This window comes from Streptomyces sp. NPDC059080 (genome assembly GCF_042739975.1).
In the GTDB taxonomy this organism is placed as follows: Bacteria; Actinomycetota; Actinomycetes; order Streptomycetales; family Streptomycetaceae; genus Streptomyces; species Streptomyces benahoarensis.
In genome coordinates, this window is record NZ_JBHYGX010000018.1 from 85,556 (window position 1) to 107,011 (window position 21,456).

The 21,456-nt window shown below is 72.4% G+C and carries 17 protein-coding genes; 7 read left to right on the plus strand and 10 right to left on the minus strand.

What is annotated here, in order from left to right:
- Positions 1 to 123: 123 nt before the first annotated feature.
- Complete coding sequence (locus ACFWWQ_RS16735) at positions 124 to 768, minus strand: DsbA family protein (protein ID WP_384596682.1); 645 nt, start codon at positions 766 to 768, stop codon at positions 124 to 126.
- Between the two features lie 144 nt (positions 769 to 912).
- Between ACFWWQ_RS16735 and pepN (ACFWWQ_RS16740) the strand changes: the two genes are divergently transcribed.
- Positions 913 to 3,492 carry an aminopeptidase N gene (gene pepN / locus ACFWWQ_RS16740; protein ID WP_384596684.1) on the plus strand — a complete coding sequence of 860 codons (2,580 nt, stop codon included), beginning with the start codon at positions 913 to 915 and terminating at the stop codon, positions 3,490 to 3,492.
- Positions 3,493 to 3,628: 136 nt separating this feature from the next.
- A complete protein-coding gene (locus tag ACFWWQ_RS16745; protein ID WP_384596686.1) occupies positions 3,629 to 4,639 on the plus strand; it encodes a hypothetical protein in 1,011 nt (336 codons plus the stop codon).
- Between the two features lie 52 nt (positions 4,640 to 4,691).
- Here the strand turns inward: ACFWWQ_RS16745 and ACFWWQ_RS16750 are convergent, their stop codons facing one another.
- Positions 4,692 to 5,240, minus strand: a complete 549-nt coding sequence (locus ACFWWQ_RS16750) for a GNAT family N-acetyltransferase (RefSeq protein ID WP_384596688.1) — start codon at positions 5,238 to 5,240, stop codon at positions 4,692 to 4,694.
- Between the two features lie 219 nt (positions 5,241 to 5,459).
- Positions 5,460 to 7,202 carry a TIGR03767 family metallophosphoesterase gene (locus tag ACFWWQ_RS16755; protein WP_384596690.1) on the minus strand — a complete coding sequence of 581 codons (1,743 nt, stop codon included), beginning with the start codon at positions 7,200 to 7,202 and terminating at the stop codon, positions 5,460 to 5,462.
- Between the two features lie 299 nt (positions 7,203 to 7,501).
- On the opposite strand from ACFWWQ_RS16755, the gene ACFWWQ_RS16760 reads away from it, so the two are divergent.
- Positions 7,502 to 8,533, plus strand: coding sequence for an aspartate-semialdehyde dehydrogenase (locus tag ACFWWQ_RS16760; protein ID WP_384596692.1), 1,032 nt, complete (start codon positions 7,502 to 7,504; stop codon positions 8,531 to 8,533).
- A gap of 58 nt (positions 8,534 to 8,591) precedes the next feature.
- Here ACFWWQ_RS16760 and ACFWWQ_RS16765 read toward each other — a convergent pair whose 3' ends face one another.
- Positions 8,592 to 9,155: a Uma2 family endonuclease gene (locus ACFWWQ_RS16765; protein WP_384596694.1), complete on the minus strand. Its 564-nt coding sequence runs from the start codon at positions 9,153 to 9,155 to the stop codon at positions 8,592 to 8,594.
- A gap of 119 nt (positions 9,156 to 9,274) precedes the next feature.
- Here ACFWWQ_RS16765 and pepN (ACFWWQ_RS16770) point away from each other — a divergent pair, with 119 nt between their 5' ends.
- Complete coding sequence (pepN, locus tag ACFWWQ_RS16770; RefSeq protein WP_384596696.1) at positions 9,275 to 11,896, plus strand: aminopeptidase N; 2,622 nt, start codon at positions 9,275 to 9,277, stop codon at positions 11,894 to 11,896.
- A 65-nt stretch (positions 11,897 to 11,961) separates the two neighbouring features.
- Here the strand turns inward: pepN (ACFWWQ_RS16770) and alc are convergent, their stop codons facing one another.
- From alc to ACFWWQ_RS16800, 6 genes are all read right to left on the minus strand, one after another.
- On the minus strand, positions 11,962 to 13,104 hold the full coding sequence (gene alc / locus ACFWWQ_RS16775; protein ID WP_384596698.1) for an allantoicase: 1,143 nt from the start codon (positions 13,102 to 13,104) through the stop codon (positions 11,962 to 11,964).
- Between the two features lie 109 nt (positions 13,105 to 13,213).
- Positions 13,214 to 14,215 (minus strand): LysR family transcriptional regulator, encoded by a 1,002-nt coding sequence (locus tag ACFWWQ_RS16780; protein WP_384596700.1) that lies wholly within the window; start codon positions 14,213 to 14,215, stop codon positions 13,214 to 13,216.
- 286 nt (positions 14,216 to 14,501) lie between these two features.
- Positions 14,502 to 15,479 (minus strand): acyl-ACP desaturase, encoded by a 978-nt coding sequence (locus ACFWWQ_RS16785; RefSeq protein ID WP_384596702.1) that lies wholly within the window; start codon positions 15,477 to 15,479, stop codon positions 14,502 to 14,504.
- Positions 15,480 to 15,685: 206 nt separating this feature from the next.
- Positions 15,686 to 15,934 (minus strand): hypothetical protein, encoded by a 249-nt coding sequence (locus tag ACFWWQ_RS16790; RefSeq protein WP_384596704.1) that lies wholly within the window; start codon positions 15,932 to 15,934, stop codon positions 15,686 to 15,688.
- Positions 15,935 to 16,055: 121 nt separating this feature from the next.
- Positions 16,056 to 16,322, minus strand: coding sequence for a hypothetical protein (locus tag ACFWWQ_RS16795; protein WP_384596706.1), 267 nt, complete (start codon positions 16,320 to 16,322; stop codon positions 16,056 to 16,058).
- Between the two features lie 337 nt (positions 16,323 to 16,659).
- Positions 16,660 to 17,196, minus strand: coding sequence for an HNH endonuclease (locus ACFWWQ_RS16800; RefSeq protein ID WP_384596708.1), 537 nt, complete (start codon positions 17,194 to 17,196; stop codon positions 16,660 to 16,662).
- A gap of 319 nt (positions 17,197 to 17,515) precedes the next feature.
- On the opposite strand from ACFWWQ_RS16800, the gene ACFWWQ_RS16805 reads away from it, so the two are divergent.
- The 3 genes from ACFWWQ_RS16805 (at position 17,516) to ACFWWQ_RS16815 (ending at position 21,445) form a co-directional block, all read left to right on the plus strand.
- On the plus strand, positions 17,516 to 18,604 hold the full coding sequence (locus ACFWWQ_RS16805; RefSeq protein ID WP_384596710.1) for a mechanosensitive ion channel family protein: 1,089 nt from the start codon (positions 17,516 to 17,518) through the stop codon (positions 18,602 to 18,604).
- 304 nt (positions 18,605 to 18,908) lie between these two features.
- Positions 18,909 to 20,045 carry an ROK family transcriptional regulator gene (locus ACFWWQ_RS16810; RefSeq protein ID WP_384596712.1) on the plus strand — a complete coding sequence of 379 codons (1,137 nt, stop codon included), beginning with the start codon at positions 18,909 to 18,911 and terminating at the stop codon, positions 20,043 to 20,045.
- Between the two features lie 59 nt (positions 20,046 to 20,104).
- A complete protein-coding gene (locus tag ACFWWQ_RS16815; RefSeq protein WP_384596714.1) occupies positions 20,105 to 21,445 on the plus strand; it encodes an extracellular solute-binding protein in 1,341 nt (446 codons plus the stop codon).
- Positions 21,446 to 21,456 lie beyond the last annotated feature (11 nt).

A 21,456-nucleotide genomic window follows, 5' to 3' on the forward strand; every position in this document is an offset into this window, starting at 1 on the left:
CGCCGCCCGCCTCGGCCGCCGCCGCCCTCTCCACCCCCCCCCCCCCCCCCCCGCCGCGGCGCTCGCCCGGGCGCCGCCCGGCGCGGCCCCCCCGCCCCCCCCCCCCGCCCATGTCCGGGGGCGTCAGTCGAAGACCGGACCGGCCGTGCGGGTCCGCTTGATCTCGTAGAAGCCGGGGACGGAGGCGACCATCAGGGTGCCGTCCCACAGCTTGGCGGCCTCGTCGCCCTTGGGCGCGGGCGTGACGACCGGCCCGAAGAACGCGATGCGCTCGCCGTCCGCGCCGGGCACCGCGATGACGGGCGTGCCGACGTCCTGCCCGACCAGCTCGATGCCCTCCTTGTGGGAGGCGCGCAGCGCGGTGTCGTACGCGTCGGAGTCCGCGGCCCCGGCGAGCTCGGCGGGCAGGCCCGCGTCGGCGAGGGCGCCCGTGATCGCGGCGCGGTCGCGGCCCAGACCTTCGTGGTGCATGCGGGTGCCGAGGGCGGTGTAGAGCGGGCCGAGGACCTCGCTGCCGAACCGCTGCTCGGCGGCGATGCAGACCCGCACCGGGCCCCAGGAGCTGCCGCCGGGCCGCATCGGCACGGCGTACTCCGGCGGCAGCTCGTCGAGGCGGTTCTCGTTGAGCACCGCCAGACTCATGACGTGCCAGCGGACCTCGACCGGTCGGACCTTCTCCACCTCCAGCATCCAACGGGACGTCATCCAGGCCCAGGGGCAGAGCGGATCGAACCAGAAGTCGGCGGGGGTCTTCGCGGTGTCGGACACAGGCTCTCCTCGTGTGCGGTGGACGCCGGGGCGTACGCCGGTCGGCGCCCGCTTCAACAGAGATCGGGCGTGCCATGATTCCCGTGTTCGACCGGTGGACGACGAAACCGAAGAAGACGACGAACAGGACGAAGGAGTCACAGCGTGCCAGGTGAGAATCTGTCCCGGGACGAGGCCCACGAGCGCGGACGGCTGCTGAGCGTCGACGGGTACGACGTGGCGCTGGACGTCCGGTCGGCGGTGAAGGGCGAGGACACCTTCCGCTCGCTGACCACGATCCGCTTCCGCTGCGCCGAGCCGGGCGCCACGACCTTCGCGGATCTGGTGGCGCCGTCGGTGACGTCGGTGACCCTCAACGGCACGGTGCTGGACCCGTCGGCGGTCTTCGACGGCACCCGCATCACGCTCGCGGACCTGGCGGCGGAGAACACCCTGACCGTCGACGCGCAGTGCGCCTACAGCCGCACCGGCGAGGGCCTGCACCGCTTCGTGGACCCCGAGGACGGCGAGGTCTACCTCTACACGCAGTACGAACCGGCCGACGCCCGCCGGGTCTTCGCCACCTTCGAACAGCCCGACCTCAAGGCCCCGTTCACCTTCGAGGTGACCGCGCCCGAGGAGTGGCTGGTGCTCAGCAACGGCGCGGAGGAGGGCGAGCCGTCCGGCGGCCGCCACCGCTTCGCGACGACGCGGCCGGTCTCCACGTACATCACCGCGGTGGTCGCCGGGCCGTACCACTACGAGCGCGACAGCTACCGGCGGACGTTCGAGGACGGCACCGAGCTCGACATCCCGCTGGGCGCGCTGTGCCGCAAGGGGCTGGCCAAGCACTTCGACGCGGACGACATCTTCACCGTCACCAAGCAGGGCCTGGACTTCTTCCACGACCACTTCGACTACCCGTACCCGTTCGGCAAGTACGACCAGGCGTTCGTCCCGGAGTACAACATCGGGGCGATGGAGAACCCGGGGTGTGTGACGTTCCGCGAGGAGTTCGTCTTCCGCGGCAAGGTCACCGAGGCGGCGTACGAGCGCCGGGCCAGCGTCATCCTGCACGAGATGGCGCACATGTGGTTCGGCGACCTCGTCACCATGGAGTGGTGGGACGACCTGTGGCTCAAGGAGTCGTTCGCGGACTACATGGGCGCCCTGTCGCTGGTGGAGGCGACGCGCTTCCACAACGGCTGGATCACCTTCGCCAACCACCGCAAGGCGTGGGCCTACCGCGCCGACCAGCTGCCCTCCACCCACCCGGTCACGGCCGACATCCGTGACCTGGAGGACGCCAAGCTCAACTTCGACGGCATCACGTACGCCAAGGGCGCCTCCGTCCTCAAGCAGCTGGTGGCGTACGCGGGCCGGGACGCGTTCCTGGAGGGCGCCCGCCGCTACTTCAAGCGGCACGCCTACGGCAACACCCGGCTGACCGATCTGCTGTCGGTACTGGAGGAGACCTCCGGCCGCGACATGGCCACCTGGTCGCGCGCCTGGCTGGAGACCGCCGGGGTCAACGCGCTGACCCCGCAGCTCACCTGTGACGCGCAGGACCGCATCACCGAGCTGGCCATCCTCCAGGAGGCCGCCGCCTCCCACCCGGAGCTGCGGCCGCACCGGGTGGCGGTCGGCCTCTACCGGCGGGAGGACGCCGCCGGTTCGCTGGTGCGCTACGCCCGCGCCGAGGTCGACGTCGCCGGTCCGCACACCGTCGTCACGGAGCTGGCGGGCGCCGAGCGGCCCGAGCTGATCCTCGTCAACGACGACGATCTGACGTACTGCAAGACCCGCTTCGACGAGGGCTCGCTCGTCGCCCTCCGCGCCCGCCTCGGCGACCTCGCCGATCCCCTGGCGCGCGCCCTGTGCTGGTCGGCGGTGTGGGGGCTGACCCGTGACGGGCTGATGCCGGCCCGCGACTACCTGGACCTGGTGCTGCGGTTCGCGGGGCGGGAGAGCGACATCGGCGTGCTCCAGACGCTGCACTCACAGGCGCAGGGGGCGCTGGAGTCGTACACCGCGCCGGAGCACCGGGAGGCGGCGGCCCGCGCGCTGGCCGAGGGTGCGCTGCACGAGCTGCGGGTCGCCACGCCGGGCAGCGACCACCAGCTGGCCTGGGCCCGCCACTTCGCCGCGGTCGCCGCCGAGCCCGCCGACCTCCAGCTGCTGCGCGGCCTGCTGGACGGCACCGCGCGCATCGACGGGCTGGACGTGGACCAGGAGCTGCGCTGGACGCTCCTCGCGGCGCTGGCCTCCGCGGACGCGGCCGACGCCGCCGCGGTGGACGCCGAGCTGTCCCGCGACGACACCGCGTCCGGCAAGCGGCACCAGGTGCGCTGCCTGGCCGCCCGGCCGGACGCCGGCGTCAAGGCGCGGGCGTGGGCGGACGTGATGGAGTCGGACGCCCTGTCCAACGCGCTGGTGGAGGCCACCATCAGCGGCTTCGCCCGGCGCGGCCAGGGCGAGCTGCTGGCGCCGTACGGCGAGCGGTACTTCGCGGCGATCGAACGGATCTGGCAGGACCGGTCGATCGAGATCGGTATGGCCGTGGTCCGCGGGCTGTTCCCGTTCTGGCGGATCGAGCAGGCCACGCTGGACGCGACCGACGCCTGGCTGACGGGCCACGCGGACGCCGCCCCGGCGCTGCGCCGCCTGGTGTCGGAGCGGCGCGACGATCTGGCGCGTGCGCTGCGGGCGCGGGCGTGCGACGCGGGGGCGGGCGAGCGGGGGTGACGCCTTGTCCGGGCCCGGCGGGGGCGGGCCCGGACGGCGGGAGGAACCTCCGTCTTCCTGAACGGAGTTGTCCGCTTCCTGCCACAGGTGTGTAACAACCGTGAGCGGGCGGCCCGCGCGCGGGAAGGTGCCGGGCATGACCCAGGACACCCCGCTCTCCCCACTCCCCCGCACCGACGGCAGCAGCCCGCTGGTCACCGCACACCGGTTGCGTGAGCGGGGCGTCACGCCCGCCGAGACCGCCGGGCGCTGCCGCCCCGGCGGCCCCTGGCGCGAGGTGCTGCCCGGCGTGTACCTGCTGCGTCCGGGGCCGCCGTCCACCGAGGAGCGGCTGCGCGCCACCGTGCTGTACGCGACGGAGCGCGGCCCGTCGGTCCCGCATCAGGGTGGCGGGGTGCGCCCGGGCGCGCGGGCGATGCTGACCGGTCCGGCGGCGCTGGCGCTGCACGGCGTCGCCGCCGCTCCCCCGCTGCCGTCGCTCAACCGGCTGCACGTCCTGGTGGGCCACGGGCGGCAACTGCGCTCGGCCGGCTTCGCCCGGGTCGTCCGGTCCGCGGAGCTGCCGGGGGCCGAGGAGATCGACGGGCTGCCGGTGGCCCCGGTGGCGCGGGCGCTGGCGGACACCGTGGCGACGCTGACGGATGCGGCGGCGGTGCGGCATCTGGTGACGGAGGCGGTACGCGACGGGCACGCCGAGGCGGCCACGGTCGTCGGCGAGCTGCGCCGGGCACGGCTGGCGGGACGGCCGCACGTGGTGGACACGGTGACGCTGCTGCTGGCCGGGGACCGCGCCCGTGCCGAGGACCGGCTCTACGCGCTGGTCCGCGACCACGCGCTGCCGGACCCGCTGTGGAACGTCGGCCTGCGGCTGCCGGGCGGCCCGCACCTGGGCGGGGTGGACGCGTACTGGCCCGCTGAGGCCGTCGCGGTGGAGATCGACACGGCGGCGCCCGACGGGGACGGCACCCTGCCCGGCGCGGCCTGGAACCGCAAGCACGAACAACTGGAGCGCCTGGGCATCACGGTGGTCCGCTGCACCCCCGACGACCTGCGCCGCGCCCCCGGGGAGCAGGCGGTCGTGGTGCGTACGGCGCTGATGGCGGCGGCCGACCGGGATCCGGCGGCGGTGGTGATCGCACCGCGGTAGCGGACCGCAGGGCCGGGGCGTCCCGCCCGTGCGCCCCCGTTCCGCGCGTCGCTCAGGCCCGGATCCGGTAGCAGACCCCGGCCCGCAGCGGGCCCTCCGGGACGGTGGGGTCCTCGTAGTCGTCGGCCGGGTCGCGGGCCATGCCGAGGCGTTCCATCACCGCGCGGGAGCGGGTGTTGGCGGCGGTGGTCAGCGCCAGGATCTCGGGCAGGCAAAGCGTGCTGAAGCCGAAGTCGAGGCAGGCGCGGCCGGCCTCGGTGGCGTAGCCGTGGCCCCAGGCGTGGCGGGCCAGCCGCCAGCCGGCCTCCACGCCGTGGAGCGGCAGGCTCTCCTCCTCGACGCGGTCGAGCCCGGCGAAGCCGAGGAACGCGCCGCTCGCCCGCTCCTCGACGGCCCACCAGCCGTAGCCGCGCGCGGCGAACTCCGCGCGGAAGCGGGCGACGGAGGCGTCGCTCTCCTCGCGGGTGAGCGGGCCGCCCAGGTGGCGGCGGACCTCCGGGTCGGCGTTGAGCGCCGCCCAGGGCGCGAGATCGGTCTCCCGCCATGCGCGGAGCAGCAGGCGTGCGGTGTGCAGACGAGGTACGGGCGGTGTGTCGGCCATCCGGCTACCCAAGGGGGCCGCGGCCCGCGTGTCCAGCGGATTTCGGGGCGGGCGGGACGCACCCGGCGGGCAGGGCCACGGCACGGCCGCCCGGCGCTGCCCCGCCCGGCGCTGCCCCGCCCGGCACGCCCCGCCCGGCACGCCCCGTCCGGCACGGCGGTCGCGGACGGCCCGGCACGGCGGCGCGGACGCCCCAGCACCGGCGCCCGGCCCCGCCCGTCAGCGCCGCCGCACCACCAGCTCCAGGTTCCGGTCGACGGCCTCCCCCGCCAGGTCCTTACGGGCCTTGGGCGCGTTGGCCGCCAGTTCGCGGTAGAGGGCGGCCAGGCCGGTCCGGGAGAGGTCGGCGGGGTCGGCGCGGTGCGGGGCCGACGATTCGACGAGGGTGGTGAAGAGCGACAGCGTGCCGTCGTGGTTGTCGGTCAGCTCGATGACCCGGGCGAGCTGCGGGAAGTCGATGTGGGAGGCGGTGGAGACCTCCCAGAAGCCCGGGTGGGCGGTGACCTCGTTCTTGTGGCTGTGGCCGTTGATCCAGGCGACGATGGACGGGTGGGCGGAGAACAGCGCGGCCAGCTCGGCTCCGGTGTGCCGCTTCTCGCGGGGGCGGGCCGGGTCGGGGCGGGTGTTGTCCATCGTCGCGGAGGTGTGGTGGCTGAAGACCAGCACATGCCGGGCGCCGCCACGCTCGTTCTCCCGCAGCGTCCGGCGCAGCCAGGCGAACTGCTCCGCGCCGACGGAGCCGGTGTAGTGGCCCGCCGGGTCGGTGGTGTCGAGGCTGATGCCGAGGACGTCATCGGCGACGGGGAAGGTGTAGTGGAGGCGGCCGTCGTCGAGGTGGTCGGCGGTGTAGCCGTGGCCGTGCGGTCCGGGGCCGGTGTGCGCCGGGTCGAGGTGGGCCCGCAGGTACTCGGCGCGGGTGAACGGCGCCCGCCGGGGGTCCGGGGTGACGTGCCGGGCCTTCTTCGCCTGGGAGCGCAGCAGCTCCTTGAAGTCCTCACCGCGCGGGTCGAGGCCCTTGCGGACGGCCTTCCACACCTGGGCGGCGCGGTCGGCGGGAAGCGTCTCCAGCTTGCGGTCGCCGGTGGCGACGGCGGTGAAGAACGGGTCGCCGGGTGCATAGCAGCCGCCGGGCAGGGAGTCGTGGTTGCCGACGGTGGAGTACCACGGCATCCGCAGGCCGGGGCTGTGGACGGTGCGGATCGCCGCGTCGAGGAAGCCGTCGATGCGCGGGAAGCCGAGGCGTTTGTCGGCGTCGCGCAGCGCGCTGCCGGGCTGCCAGTAGAGGGCGAGGCCGCTGTCCTGGACGCCTTCGTAGTGGCGCGGGTCGCCGGAGTTGGGCGTGATCCGGCCGCCGCTCATGGCGGTGAGGAACCAGTCCAGCTCCAGTCGGGAGTTGTTGTCGGTGTTGTCGCCGGTGGTCATCACGAAGGCGAGGGGCGCACCGGTCGCGGGCCCGCCGGGCAGTGCGTTGACCCGTTCGATGAGCGAGACGACTCCGGCGACGGAGAGTGCCTCCTGCGGCCGCCAGGCGCTGGCGGTCTCGGCGCGCAGGTACTCGTACCGCAGTGGGCTCTGCACATCGACCAGGTGCAGGTCGGTGACGTGCACGAACGAGGCGAGGGCGGTGCGCCGCCCGCTCCGCCCGGGGTGGGCGGGGGCCAGCTCGGTGCGGACCAGCCGCCGCCAGCCGGGCCCGTCGCCGAGCTGTCGGTAGCCGCCGGTGCCGTGCGGGGTGGCGACGGAGGCGAGCGTGGTGCCCCGGGTGTACGGGGCGCGGGGCACGGCCGGGGCGTCGACGGGGGCGGGCGCCACGGGGGCGGCGTCCGGGGGCGTGGCGGCAGCGGCGGGCCGGTCGCCACCGCCGAAGGCGAGGCCGAGTCCGGCGGCGGCGCCGACCGCGCCGGTGGCGGCGAGGAAGGCGCGGCGGTCGAGGGCGGAGACGGCGGACCGTGTACGGGACATGCGCGAACTCCCCGGTTGCGTACAGGCGAGCGGCCGGGCAGCTCAACTGCCCGCTCACCGGGGATGTTTGGCAGCGAGGGTGTCGGCGGCGTGAACGCCACCGCAACACCGGTGGCCCATCACCGCACAGGGATCACCGCGCCGCGCGGAGGGTCCGGTGCCGTGGACGGCCGCGGTGACGCGGGCCACGTATCGGAACGGATTGGACAAGGCGACGGGGTTCACACACATGATGGGGACACTTCTGAGCAGGTGTTCCCCAGAGAAGCACCGTGTCGGGTCAGGAAAGAGGGAGTTCCATGAGGATCGGAATCGTCGGAGCCACCGGCCAGGTCGGCGGCGTGATGCGGGGCATTCTCGCCGAGCGGCAGTTCCCGGTCGAGCAGCTGCGCCTGTTCGCTTCGGCGCGGTCCGCCGGACGCACCCTGCCCTGGCAGGACACCGAGATCACGATCGAGGACGCCGCCACCGCCGACTTCTCCGGCCTGGACATCGTGCTGTTCTCGGCGGGCGGGTCGACCTCGAAGGCGCTGGCGCCGAAGGTCGCGGCCGCCGGTCCCGTCGTGATCGACAACTCCTCCGCCTGGCGCCGCGACCCCGAGGTCCCGCTGGTGGTCTCCGAGGTCAACCCGTCGGCGATCACCGAGCGCCCCAAGGGCATCATCGCCAACCCGAACTGCACCACCATGGCCGCGATGCCGGTGCTGCGCCCGCTGCACGACGAGGCCGGGCTGGTGTCGCTGGTGGCCGCCACCTACCAGGCGGTCTCCGGCAGCGGCCTCGCCGGTGTCGAGGAGCTGAACGGGCAGGTCCGCAAGGCCGTCGAGCAGGATGCCACCCGCCTGACGCACGACGGCGCGGCCGTGGACTTCCCCGAGCCGGAGAAGTACGTCGCCCCGATCGCGTTCAATGTGCTGCCGATGGCGGGTGCGATCGTCGACGACGGGCTGCACGAGACCGACGAGGAGCAGAAGCTCCGCCACGAGAGCCGCAAGATCCTCGGCATCCCGGAGCTGAAGGTCTCCGGCACCTGCGTGCGGGTCCCGGTCTTCACCGGCCACTCGCTCCAGCTCAACGCCCGCTTCGCGCGCCCGCTGAGCGTCGCCCGCGCCCAGGAGCTGCTGGCCGCCGCCCCCGGCGTCACCCTCTCCGACGTGCCCACCCCGCTCCAGGCCGCCGGTCAGGACGTCTCCTTCGTGGGCCGCATCCGCGAGGACGAGACGGCGGAGAACGGGCTGGCGCTGTTCGTCTCCGGCGACAACCTCCGCAAGGGCGCCGCCCTCAACGCCGTCCAGATCGCCGAACTGGTCGCGGCGGAGCTGCGCGGCTGAGCGGGCCCGCACCGCGTCACCGAGGCGCCCGCCGGAGAGATCCGGTGGGCGCCTCCGCTCATTCAGCGATCCGTGTGACCGTCTCCCCGGGGAAGCCGCTGGTGTCGATGGAGAACTTCCGGCCGTCGGCCAGCTCCATCTCCACCACGTCCCCGTACCGGTACGTGCTGCTCTTCTCGTACTGTGCACCGACCGAGCCCTCGTGCAGGGTGCACACGCGGGTGAACGGGTCGATGATCAGGTAGGTCTCGATGCCGAAGCGGCTGTATTTGGCCACCTTCGTCACGTAGTCGTTGGTGTCGGCCGCCGTCGAGACGACCTCGATGGCCGCGACGACATCCATGTAGACATAACGCTTGCCGCGCGGCTGTGCGTCGAGGTCGAGGATCGCGAGATCCGGAGCCAGGGAGGTCTCTCCCGGGAAGTCGATCCCCACGTCGAAAACGAGGGGCACTTCCTCTCCCAGCTCGCGCTCCGCCTGCCGGATCAAGCTGCGGATGGTGTTCGACTGGGTCGGGCTCTGCGGCGTCATGATCACCTTTCCGTCGATGATCTCAACGACGTAACCCTCGATATGGCTTTGTGCCTCGACATCCCGCCAGAGTCGGTCGAGAACCGCCATGGCCACCACCTCCTAGTGCCGACTGCCTCTTCGGTCACAGTACCCACCGACCCTGACAATGCGGGCGTGGAAGGATGGCCACACCCCGCAGACGAGGACTCTTACGAGGAGATGACCTGGTGCCTGGCACGAACCTGACCCGCGACGAGGCACAGCAGCGGGCGCGACTGCTGACCGTGGACGCGTACGAGATCGTTCTCGATCTCTCCGGCGCGCAGGAGGGCGGCACCTTCCGGTCCGTCACGACGGTGCGCTTCGACTGCGCCGAGGCGGGCGCCGAGAGCTTCATCGACCTGATCGCGCCGACCGTGCACGAGGTGCACCTCAACGGCGCGGCGCTGGATCCGGCCGAGGTCTTCGCCGACTCGCGGATCGCGCTGCCTTCCCTGGTGGCCGGGCGCAACGAGCTCACCGTCGTCGCCGACTGCGCGTACACCAACACCGGCGAGGGCCTGCACCGCTTCGTCGACCCGGTCGACCAGCAGGCGTATCTGTACACGCAGTTCGAGGTGCCGGACGCCCGCCGGGTGTTCGCCTCCTTCGAGCAGCCGGACCTGAAGGCGAGGTTCGCGTTCACCGTCACGGCGCCGGAGGGCTGGACGGTGATCTCCAACTCGCCGACGCCGGAGCCCGAGGGCACGGTCTGGAGGTTCGCGCCGACGCCGCGCATCTCGACGTACATCACCGCGCTGATCGCCGGTCCGTACCACAGCGTGCACAGCACGTGGGAGGACAAGGGGGGCCTGGGCGAAGCGCAGTCGGCCGAGGGCGGCGGCGGGCGACGGGCGGGCGGAAGGAAGGTGCCGCTGGGCATCTACTGCCGGCCGTCGCTCGCCGAGCACCTGGACGCGGAGGAGATCTTCGACGTCACCCGGCAGGGCTTCGACTGGTTCCAGGAGAAGTTCGACTACGCGTACCCCTTCGAGAAGTACGACCAGCTCTTCGTGCCGGAGTTCAACGCCGGGGCAATGGAGAACGCGGGCGCGGTCACCATCCGCGACCAGTACGTCTTCCGCTCGAAGGTGACGGACGCGGCGTACGAGACGCGCGCCGAGACCATCCTGCACGAGCTGGCGCACATGTGGTTCGGCGACCTCGTCACCATGGAGTGGTGGAACGACCTGTGGCTGAACGAGTCGTTCGCCACCTACACCTCGATCGCCTGCCAGGCGTACGCGCCCGGCTCGAAGTGGCCGCACTCGTGGACGACGTTCGCGAACTCCATGAAGACCTGGGCCTACCGCCAGGACCAGCTGCCGTCGACGCACCCGATCATGGCGGACATCCGTGACCTGGACGACGTCCTCGTCAACTTCGACGGCATCACGTACGCCAAGGGCGCCAGCGTCCTCAAGCAGCTCGTCGCGTACGTCGGCATGGACGCGTTCTTCCAGGGCGTGCAGGAGTACTTCAAGGCGCACGCCTTCGGCAACACCCGGCTGAGCGATCTGCTGGGCGCGCTGGAGAAGACCAGCGGCCGGGATCTGAAGACCTGGTCGAAGAAGTGGCTGGAGACCGCGGGGATCAACATCCTGCGGCCCGAGATCACCCTCGCCGCGGACTCCACCGTCGCCTCCTTCCACGTACGGCAGGAGGCCCCGGCGCTGCCGTCCGGCGCCACGGGCGAGCCGGTGCTGCGGCCGCACCGCATCGCGATCGGCTGCTACGACCTCCGGGACGGCAAGCTGGTCCGCACCGACCGCATCGAGCTGGACGTGGACGGCGAGCTGACCGCGGTGCCGTTCCCCGCGGGCACCCGGCGGCCGGACGTCGTGCTGCTCAACGACGACGACCTGTCGTACGCGAAGGTCCGCTTGGACGAGGAGTCGCTGAAGGTCGTCACCGCCCACCTCGGGGACTTCACCGAGTCGCTGCCGCGGGCGCTGTGCTGGGCGTCGGCGTGGGACATGACGCGCGACGGCGAACTGCCCACCCGCGACTACCTGGCGCTGGTGCTCTCCGGCATCGGCAAGGAGTCGGACATCGGCGTCGTCCAGTCCCTGCACCGCCAGGTGAAGCTGGCGCTGAGCATGTACGCGGCCCCGGCGTGGCGCGAGACCGGGCTGGCCCGGTGGGCGGACGCGGCGCTGGAGCAGCTGCGTGCGGCGGCGCCGGGCAGCGACCACCAGCTGGCGTGGGCCCGGGCGTTCACGGCGGCGGCCCGCTCCGGCGCCCACCTCGACCTGGTCCAGGGGCTGCTGGACGGTACGGAGACGCTGGCGGGTCTGGTCATCGACACCGACCTGCGCTGGTCGCTGCTGGGCCGGCTGGCGGCGACCGGCCGGGCCGACGAGCAGGCCATCGCGGCGGAGCTGGAGCGCGACCGTACCTCGGCGGGTGAGGAGCACGCGGCGTCCGCCCGGGCGGCGCGGCCGACGGCGGAGGCGAAGGCCGCGGCGTGGGCCGCGGTCGTCGAGGCGGACACGCTGCCCAACGCGGTGCAGGAGGCCGTCATCGGCGGCTTCCAGCAGTTCGACCAGGAGGAGCTGCTGGCGCCGTACACCGCGAAGTACTTCGCGGCGGTGAAGGGCGTCTGGGACGCGCGCAGCCACGAGATGGCGTCGCAGATCGCGATCGGGCTCTTCCCGTCGCTGCAGATCTCCCCCGAGACGCTGGAGACGACGGACGCGTGGCTGGCGTCCGCGGAGCCGAGCGCGGCGCTGCGGCGGCTGGTCGTGGAGTCCCGGGCGGGCGTCGAGCGGGCCCTGAAGGCCCGCGCGGCGGACGCGGCGGCGGGCTGACAGCCCTTCGTACGCGGGGCGCCCGGGACATGTGGTCCCGGGCGCCCCGTTTTTCGTACGCGGTGTCAGCCCCCGAGCGCCGTGAAGCGCTCCCCCAGCGCGTCCCGTCCGTCGGCGGTGAGGCTGCCGTGGACGCGCATCCGGGCGATACCGCCGTCGGGGAAGACGTCGAGCCGGATGTGGGTGGCGGTGACCGCCTCGGGCAGGGCGAAGCGGTGCGGGGTGTCGGGCTGGAGCCTGGTCCGGGGCAGGATCTCGAACCAGGAGGCGTCGTCCTCGGGGGTGCCGTCGCAGCCGTACAGCGCGGCCCAGCCCGCGGAGTTCCCCTTCAGATAGGCGGTGTCGATCTCGATCGCGCGGATCTCGCCCCGCGCGGCGAGACGGAAGCGGACCCAGTCGTGCGTGCCCTTGACGCGGCGGCGGCGGTTCTCCCAGCCGTCGTCCATCTTGCGGGAGAGGTCGGGCCGGATGATCTGGGCGGGCGAGGAGTAGAAGCGGTCGGAGGCGTCCTCCACCGCGCCGCCGTGCAGCACCGACGCCAGGTCGACGGTGCCGAGGGCGGTCAGCCACGCCGGGTCGGGCACGACCTCGCCGTGGACCCGCAGCCGCGCGATGCCGCCGTCGGGGTGCTGCTTGAGGCGCAGATGCGTGAAGCGGCGCTCGGTGAGGACCTCGAAGCCGTTGGCGGCGTGGCCGCGTACCGGTGTGCGGGGGACGATCTCCTCCCACTTCACGTCGGAGGCGAGCAGCTCCTCGGGGCCCGGGCTGCCGGGGAGGGCGGTCGCCTCGACGGTGACCTGCTGCGGGTGGTTGCCGCGGAAGTGGGCGGTGTCGACGATGACGCCGCGGATCACGCCGGGGGCGGCGAGGCGGATCAGCGCCCAGTCGTGCTCGTCGTCGGCCGGGAAGGGGTGGTCCGCGTCCGCGCCGCGGCGCCGACGGGTCTCCCAGCCGTCCATGATCTTGCCCTTGTGGCCGAAGTGCTCGGGGTCGAAGACCGCCGGGCCGGGCTTCAGCAGGTTCTCGCGTTCGGCGAAGAACTCGTCGTTCGCGGCGATCACCCCGGCGCCGAACCGCCGGTCGGCGAGGTCGACGAGCGAGGTGAAGGCGAAGTCGCCGCCACGGTAGTCGGCGAAGGGGTCGCCGCTGCCGTACGGGTCGGCGTCGTTGGCGTGCGGATCGGTGGAGTCGGCCGGGGTGGTGGTCATCGTCGCCCTTCGGTGAAGTGAGGCGCCCTTCGGTGGTGCGGCGCTGCGGACCTCTCCACCGTCGCAGCGGCCACCCGGCAGGTCCATCGACGGTTCGTGAGGTCGTTGTTCAGCTGGGCTGAACGGTGGGCGGCCCGTCCGGGGGCGCGTCGCCGTCCGCGGGCGCCGTACGGGCACCGGCGTGCGCCGCGGCCGCCTGCTGGAGCGCGGCCAGTACCCGGGACAGTCCCGGCGCGCCCTCGGAGCCGCGGCGCGCGGCGGCGACGACATGGCGGCGCGGCTGATCGGCGTGGAGGACCCGCAGGACGGCACCGGGGCCGCCGCCCGCGCCCCGGGCGGGCGCGCCGACGCCGCCGGGCCGCGCCATCCGGGGCACCAGCGCGACGCCCATGCCCGCGGCGACCATCGCCCAGATCGCGTTCCAGTCGGCGGCGGCGTGCGCCTGCTCGGGGACGAAACCGGCGTTCTCGCAGGCGGCGGTGGTGATCTGCGACCAGGGGCCGCTGCTGCCGAAGATCCACGGCTCGCCCGCGAGATCGGCGAGGCGCAGCCTCGGCTCGGCGGCGAGCGGGTGCCCGGCGGGCAGCGCCACGTCCAGCGGGTCGGCGAGCAGCGAAAGGCGGCTGAACTTGGGGTCCCTGGGGGTGGGCGCGTGCGCGGCGAGCGAGAGCGCCAGGTCGACGCTGCCCTCGGCCAGCAGCTCGTACGCGGCCTCCGCCTCGGCCTCGCGTACGGCGACGGCGAGCCCGGGGTGGGTGCGGCGCAGCTCCTCGACGGCGGGGACGACGAGGGCCGGAATGGCGGTGGAGAACGCGCCGATGCGGACCCGGCCCGCCTCGCCCCGCAGATAGCCGAGGAGTTCCGCGTCGGCGCGTTCCAACTGGGCGAAGACGACGTCGGCGTGGCGGAGCACCAGATGGGCGGCGCCGGTCAGCCGCACCCGGCGGCCGTGGGCCTCCAGCAGCGGGACACCGAGCGCCTTGGCGAGTCCGGCCAGCTGCTGGGAGACGGCCGACGGCGTCAGGTGCAGCGCCTCGGCGGTCGCGGTGACCGTGCCCAGCTCGTGCAGCGTGCGCAGGATCCGCAGCTTCTTGATGTCCCAGTCGGCCATGCGGGCAGCGTACGCATCCGGGGGCGCGCCCACCGCTTCCCGGCGGCGGCCCTCGGGCGGGCTCACCGTTTGCCGCCCGCCCCCAGCACCACCCCGGCGAGGGCGAGCGTCAGGCCGGCGGCGCGTGCCGTTCCCGCGCGGGGGGTGCGGGGGCGTTCCCGTACTGCCACGGTGTCCATTCGGTCGGGGGGATGCCCACACACCGTGGCAGTACCAGAAACATCAGGCCCATCGAAATATTCGACGCGTTCCGTTCATTCCGTTCAGTCGAACTGAACGGTGTGGTCTACGCGGCGCGGGCGGCCCGGCGGGCCTCGATGGCGGCGCGCCGCTCGTCGAACTTGCGCGCCTGGTCGTCGAGCCCGCCCATGAACAGGCCCAGCTCCTCCTGCGCGGCCAGGCCGACGGGGCCGAGGCCGCCGATCTCCAGCACCTTGAGGTGGCGCAGCACCGGCTGGAGCACGTCGTCGTGGTGGATGCGGAGGTTGTAGATGCCGCCGATGGCCATCCGGGCGGCGGCCCGCTCGAAGCCGGGCATGCCGTGGCCGGGCATCCGGAAGCCGGTGACGACATCGCGGACGGCGGCCATGGTCTGGTCGGGGGCCAGCTCGAAGGCGGCGCGCAGGAGGTTGCGGTAGAAGACCATGTGGAGGTTCTCGTCGGTGGCGATCCGGGCCAGCATCCGGTCGCAGACCGGGTCGCCGGAGTGGTGGCCGGTGTTGCGGTGCGAGATGCGGGTGGCCAGCTCCTGGAACGCGACGTACGCGACGGAGTGCAGCATGCTGTGACTGTTGTCGGACTCGAACCCCTCCGACATGTGGGCCATCCGGAACCGCTCCAGCTCGACCGGGTCCACGGCGCGGCTGGTGAGCAGGTAGTCGCGCATCACGATGCCGTGCCGCCCCTCCTCGGCGGTCCAGCGGTGCACCCAGGTGCCCCAGGCGCCGTCGCGGCCGAAGAGGGTGGCGATCTCGTGGTGGTAGCTGGGGAGGTTGTCCTCGGTGAGGAGGTTGACCACGAGGGCGATGCGGCCGATGTCGGTGACCTTGGACTGCTCGGGCGCCCACGCCTCACCGCCCATGACGCCGTCGAAGTTCCGGCCGTCGCTCCACGGCACGTACTCGTGGGGCATCCATTCCTTGGCGACCTTCAGATGGCGGTTCAACTCCTCCTCGACGACCTCTTCGAGGGCGTAGAGGAGGCGGGCGTCGCTCCAGGCACTGAGGCCAGGCTCTCCGTCATGGCGGGCGGGGGCGAGGGTCACGGGGGAACTCCTGGGGACGACGATGACCTACGGAACCGTAGGTTGGACCTACGGCTCCGTAGGTTACGGCATCGTAGGTGAGGCCGAGTTAAGCGTCCGCCCCACCAAATCGCCCGATTTCACCTCGTTCGCCTGCGGAAACGACAAAGGGCACCCTTCGGTTCGTACGAACCGAAGGGTGCCCTCGAAGGCGTCGGTGCCCGGCGTCAGCCCTTGGACTTGGTCTGCTTGCGGGACTTGTCGCCCACCATGACCAGCCCGGCGATGACCAGGAAGAGAACGAGGGGGGCAGCGACGTAGAGGCCGAGCGTGGAGAGCACGCTCAGACCCGGACCCGGGTCGTCACCGGCGTCGCGGGTGAGCGCAAACGCGGGGGACGACATCAGCAGCATCAGCGCGGTGCCGACCGTGACGGTTCCGGCGCGCAGGGCATTCTTCTTGACCTTGTTGCTCACGGACTCAACGTATAGGACGCCCCGGCCGCCCGCGCGCCCGGGGTGACGCAAGGCCGCACTGCCGGAGAAAGGCGGCGGACACGGACATCGGGCGGCGCCGGGCCGCAGGACCCGGGGCCCGTCAGACCTCCATGGACTCCGTGCCCAGACCGGCGGCGGTCGGCTCGCTCGTCAGCGGCAGTTCGGCGGAGATCGGGACCTCGCTGATCAGCGGGGCGGCGTCGGCGAGCGGCGGCTCGCTGGTGAGCGGCGGTTCGACGAAGCTGCCGTAGCCGGAGCCGCCCAGGCAGTCGGGGCCGGAGAGCCCGTCGAAGAGGTCCGGTTCCACGGGCCCGTCGCCGGGTTTGGAGGACAGGGCGTCGAGGAGCAACTGAGCGGACGCGGCCACGAGGGCCTCCCGTTCATCGGCAGTGTGACAAGGGCTGGGCTACCCAGCGATCCGGAACGCAGACGCCCCCACCCGGTAAACGTGACCCACATCATATGGCTCGGGACGGGCGATTTCGTGGTACGGACCCGGGCCGGGCGCACAGATTGCGGCGGGAGCCGGTACCCGGCGGCAAGTTCTGCGGGGCGCGAGGCCGTCGGCCGACCCGTCGCACGGAGGCCGCCCCCCTACGCGCGACGGCCCGGGAGGCGGAGGGCGCCGCGCGGCGGGACGGCGCTCCCACGCGCCCCGGCGGCCTTCGCGCCCCGGGCCGGGCCCGGCGCACGAAGGCCCGGATCTATGCCGTCACGGCACTGATCCGGGCCAGGGCGTCGTCGGCGCCGTACGGCTGCAAATACGGCAGCCACCGCGGATCGCGGTGGCCCGTCCCGATGATCCGCCAGGCCAAGCCGGACGGCGGGGCCGGTTGATGACGCAGGCGCCAGCCGATCTCGGCGACATGACGGTCGGCCTTGACGTGGTTGCAGCGACGGCAGGCGGCGACGACGTTCTCCCAGGTGTGCTGGCCGCCGCGGCTGCGGGGGATGACGTGGTCGACGCTGGTGGCGACGCCACCGCAGTACATGCAGCGACCGCCGTCGCGAGCGAACAGTGCCCGCCGGGTGAGCGGAACGGGGCCACGGAAAGGCACCCGCACGAAGCGTTTGAGACGGACCACGCTCGGGGCGGGGACGACGTGGGTCGCACTGTGCATCAGGGCGCCGGACTCCTCAAGGCTGACGGCCTTCTCATTGAGGACGAGGATGAGCGCGCGGCGGAGCGGTACGACGCCGAGCGGCTCGTACGACGCGTTGAGGACCAGGACATGCGGCACGGGTGCCTCCTTGTACGCCGGCGGCGCGTGGCTCGCGCCGGGACGATCTCCCCCAGTGTCACCCGGTGCCCCGGCGCGGCGCCACCATGGCCGGGTAACGGGCCGGAGGTGTTTTCCGGCACACCCCCTCAGTTCGCGCGGCACGGTGTTACTTCGCCCTCATTCGGGCGCACTCGTGGCGTTGCGGGAACCCTCCGGAAGCGGTCGGCGTTCGAACAGGGGCGCGGTTCGGTTTCGTTGCCCCGTTAGTGTGGTGGGTCTGCCCGAGCCGTGGCGTCACCTCGGTCCGGGCGTCCCGCCCCACACGGAAGGTTCTGCTGTGCACTGGTCAGCCCTGCCGGTCGCCGCCGCGCCCTACAGCGCAGCCCCGGCACCCGACGCCACCGGCCCGACCTCACTCGACGACGCGACGGCGAAGGCCACCAACGCCGCCGGGTGGATCCAGGAGAACTGGGGGACGTGGATCGCGTCCGGCCTCCAGATCGTGCTGATCATCGTGATCGCCGTGGTGCTGCGGCATGTGGTGCGCCGTACCCTCACCCGGCTCATCGAGCGGATGAACCGCACCGCGAGCGCCGCCCAGGGCAGCGCGCTCAGCAGTCTGCTCGTCAACGCCGAGCGGCGCCGGCAGCGGTCCGAGGCGATCGGTTCGGTGCTGCGCTCCGTCGCCTCCTTCGTGATCATGGGGACGGCGGCGCTGATGGTGCTGTCGACCCTCAGTATCAACCTGGCGCCGCTGCTGGCCAGCGCCGGTGTGGCGGGTGTCGCGATCGGTTTCGGCGCCCGCAACCTCGTCACCGACTTCCTCTCCGGCGTCTTCATGATCCTGGAGGACCAGTACGGCGTCGGCGACGAGATCGACGCCGGGGTGGCCACCGGCACCGTCATCGAGGTCGGTCTGCGGGTGACGAAGCTGCGCGGGCCGAACGGCGCCATCTGGTACATACGCAACGGCGAGGTCAAGCGGATCGGCAACCTCAGCCAGGGCTGGTCGACCGCCCACGTCGATGTGCAGCTCGCCGCCGACCAGGACCTGGAGCGGGTCCGCGAGATCATCACCGCCGCCGGCGAGGAGATGTCCAAGGCCGAGCCGTGGAACGAGCAGCTGTGGGAGCCGGTGGAGGTGCTGGGCCTGAGCGAGGTCTCCCTGGAGACCGTCACGCTGGGCATCTCGGCCAGAACCATGCCGGGGAAGGCCGGTGGCATCGAGCGGGAGCTGCGCTGGCGGGTCAAGCAGGCGCTGGACCGCGCCGCCATCCGCCTCGCGCCGCGCCCGGAGCCGGAGGAGGCGGACGCGGACGCCGCGGATCCGTCCGCCGCGGTGGCCGCGCCGTCCGCGCTCAACAACCCGGATTCGCCGCAGTCCCTCGCCGCGACGCCGATCGCCCGGCCGAAGCTGGGCAAGTAACGGCCCGCACGCCGACGCCCCACGGCCCCTGTACCGCACCGCGCGGTACGGGGGCCGTTCGCGTGGCAGGGACCTGTGGCACGGGGCAACGGCCGGGCGGTGGGCGGCAGATGACGTCCCGGCCACCTCCGGGAAAAGTCTTCGCGCGTAAACCATTGACGGCCGCTCGGGGCGCGACCTACCGTCCTTGCACCGATTGGAAAGTTTCCTAACAGATGGTGGCGGGGCCACCGGGAACGGGGTGGGTGCGCACATGGCCGCAGCGGGGCAGGGGATGCCCGGAACGCCTCGGGTACTCCGGGCGATGAACGACCGGGCCGCGCTCGACCTGCTGGTGTCCCAGGGGCCGTTGACCCGCACCCAGATCGGTGAGCTGACCGGCCTGTCGAAGCCGACCGCCTCACAGCTGCTGGCGCGCCTGGAGGCCGTCGGGCTGGTGCGGACCACCGGTAACGTCACCGGGCGCCCGGGGCCCAACGCCCAGCTCTACGAGGTCAATCCGTTCGTGGCGCAGGTCGCCGCGCTCGCCGTGGATCAGGAGGGGATCACGGCGGCCGTGGCCGACATCGCCGGGCAGGTGCGCGGCGAGGCACGGGTGGGGACCGACGCGGTGGCCGAGGACGTACCGCACCGCACGGCGCAGCTGGTCGCGGCGGCCGTCGACGCGGCGCTCGCCAAGGCCGGGCTGGGCCGGGAGCAGCTGCACGGCGCGGTGATCGGCACGCCCGGTGCGCTCGACCCGGGCACCGGGCGGCTGCGGTACGCGCCGCATCTGCCCGGCTGGCACTCGCGGGCCCTCAAGGAGGAGCTGGCGGAGGTCCTGGGCACGCCCATCGAGATCGAGAACGACGTCAACCTCGCGGCCGTCGCCGAGCAGCACGACGGCGCCGCCCAGGACTACGACGACTTCGTACTGGTCTGGGCGGACGAGGGTGTCGGCGCCGCGATCGTGCTGGACGGCACACTGCTGCGCGGGGCGACCGGCGGCGCCGGGGAGATCGGCTACATGCCGCTGCCCGGGGCGCCGCTGGCGCGCGGCGGGGACCGCAGCGCCGCGCAGCCCGACGGCGGCGGTGGCTTCCAGAGCCTGGTCGGCGCGCCCAGCGTCGTCGAACTCGCCCACCGGCACGGCGCCGGGCACGTCCGCACCGTCGAGGAGGCGCTGCGCGTCGACTCCGTCCGCGCCGAGGTGGCGGTGCGGCTGGCCACCGGGCTGGCCGCGGTGGTGGCGGTGGTCGATCCGGAGCTGGTGGTGTTGTCCGGGGCGGTCGCGCACGCCGGCGGGGAGGAGCTGCGGGCGCTGATCGAGGAGGAGTTCACCGGTCTTGCGCTGCCCCGGCCGGAATTGCGCATCAGCCATCTCGACGGCAATCCCATTCTCACCGGCGCCCTGCGCACGGCGCTCGCCGCCGCCCGCGACATCGTCTTCAACACGGCCTGAATTCCTTGCACCTGTTCACTTCCTCTTTCTCATTCCTCCCGCCGTAAAGGAAGTACGCCATGCCACCCTCGCGCGCAGGCCGGTGTCTGATCGTGGCGCTGGCCGGTGCCGGGCTGCTCGTTTCGGGGTGTGCCCGGCCGAGTGTCGGCAGTGACCGTGACGATCCGACGAAACCGGTGACGCTGAAGTTCTGGCACGGCTGGTCGGAGGCGGGTGAGGTGAAGGCGGTGAACGACAGCATCGCCCGCTTCGAGAAACTCCACCGCAACATCAAGGTCGAGGTCGTCGGCAATGTCACCGACGAGACGATGAACCAGGCGCTGCGGGCGGGCGGGGACGACGCCCCCGATGTGGTGTCGTCGTTCACCACCAACAACGTCGGGCAGTACTGCTCCTCGGGCATGTGGGCGGATCTCGATCCGTTCCTGAAGAAGAGCGGAATGGAGAAGGAGAAGGTCTTTCCGAAGACGCTGCTCGACTACACGCAGTACAAGGGGCGGCAGTGCGCGCTGCCGCTGCTGGCCGATGCGTTCGGGCTCTACTACAACAAGGACGCGTTCAAGGAAGCCGGAATCTCCCGGCCGCCGCAGACGATGTCGGAATTCGAGCGGGACGCCGCGAAGCTGACCAAGCGTCATCAGGACGGTTCATACCAGCGGGTGGGTTTCATGCCCGCCTTCCGGATGTACCAGAACAGTCCGGACCGGCTGTTCGCGCAGTGGGGTCCCACGTATTTCGACGCGAAGGGCAAGGCGGCACTGGCGAAGGATCCGCGCAGCAAGGATTTCTTCCGTACGCAGCTCGCGCTGATCAAGGCACAGGGCGGCTACGGTCCGCTGGAGAAGTTCCGCACCATGTTCGGTGACGAGATGTCGTCGCAGAACGCCTTCCTCACGCAGAAGGTGGCGATGCATCTGGACGGCGAATGGCGCGGGTTGATGCTCAAGGACGCCAAGGCGAAATTCCGGTGGGACACCGCGCCGCTGCCCGTCCCCGACGACCAGGCGGACACCTACGGGCGCGGCTATCTCACCGGCACCGTCGCCGGAATCGCGCACAGCAGCACGCACCAGAACGCCGCCTGGGAACTGGTGAAGTTCCTGACCGCCGACACCGATCAGGTGGTCGCCTTCGCCAACGCCATCCACAACGTCCCCTCGACGTTCGCGGCGCTGAAATCGCCGAAGCTGGACGCGGAGCCGACGTTCCGCAGCTTTCTGAACATCGCGAAGGACCCGCACAGTTCGGCGCTGCCGCCGTCCAACAACGGCGGGCAGTACGTCACCACGCTCCAGGACTTCTCCTACGAAGTCGAAGCCGGAAAGGTCCCCGATCTCGACAAGGGACTGCGGACCCTCGACGCGCAGATCGACGCCGACAACCTCCAGTCCGAGAACTGACGGAGCCTGCC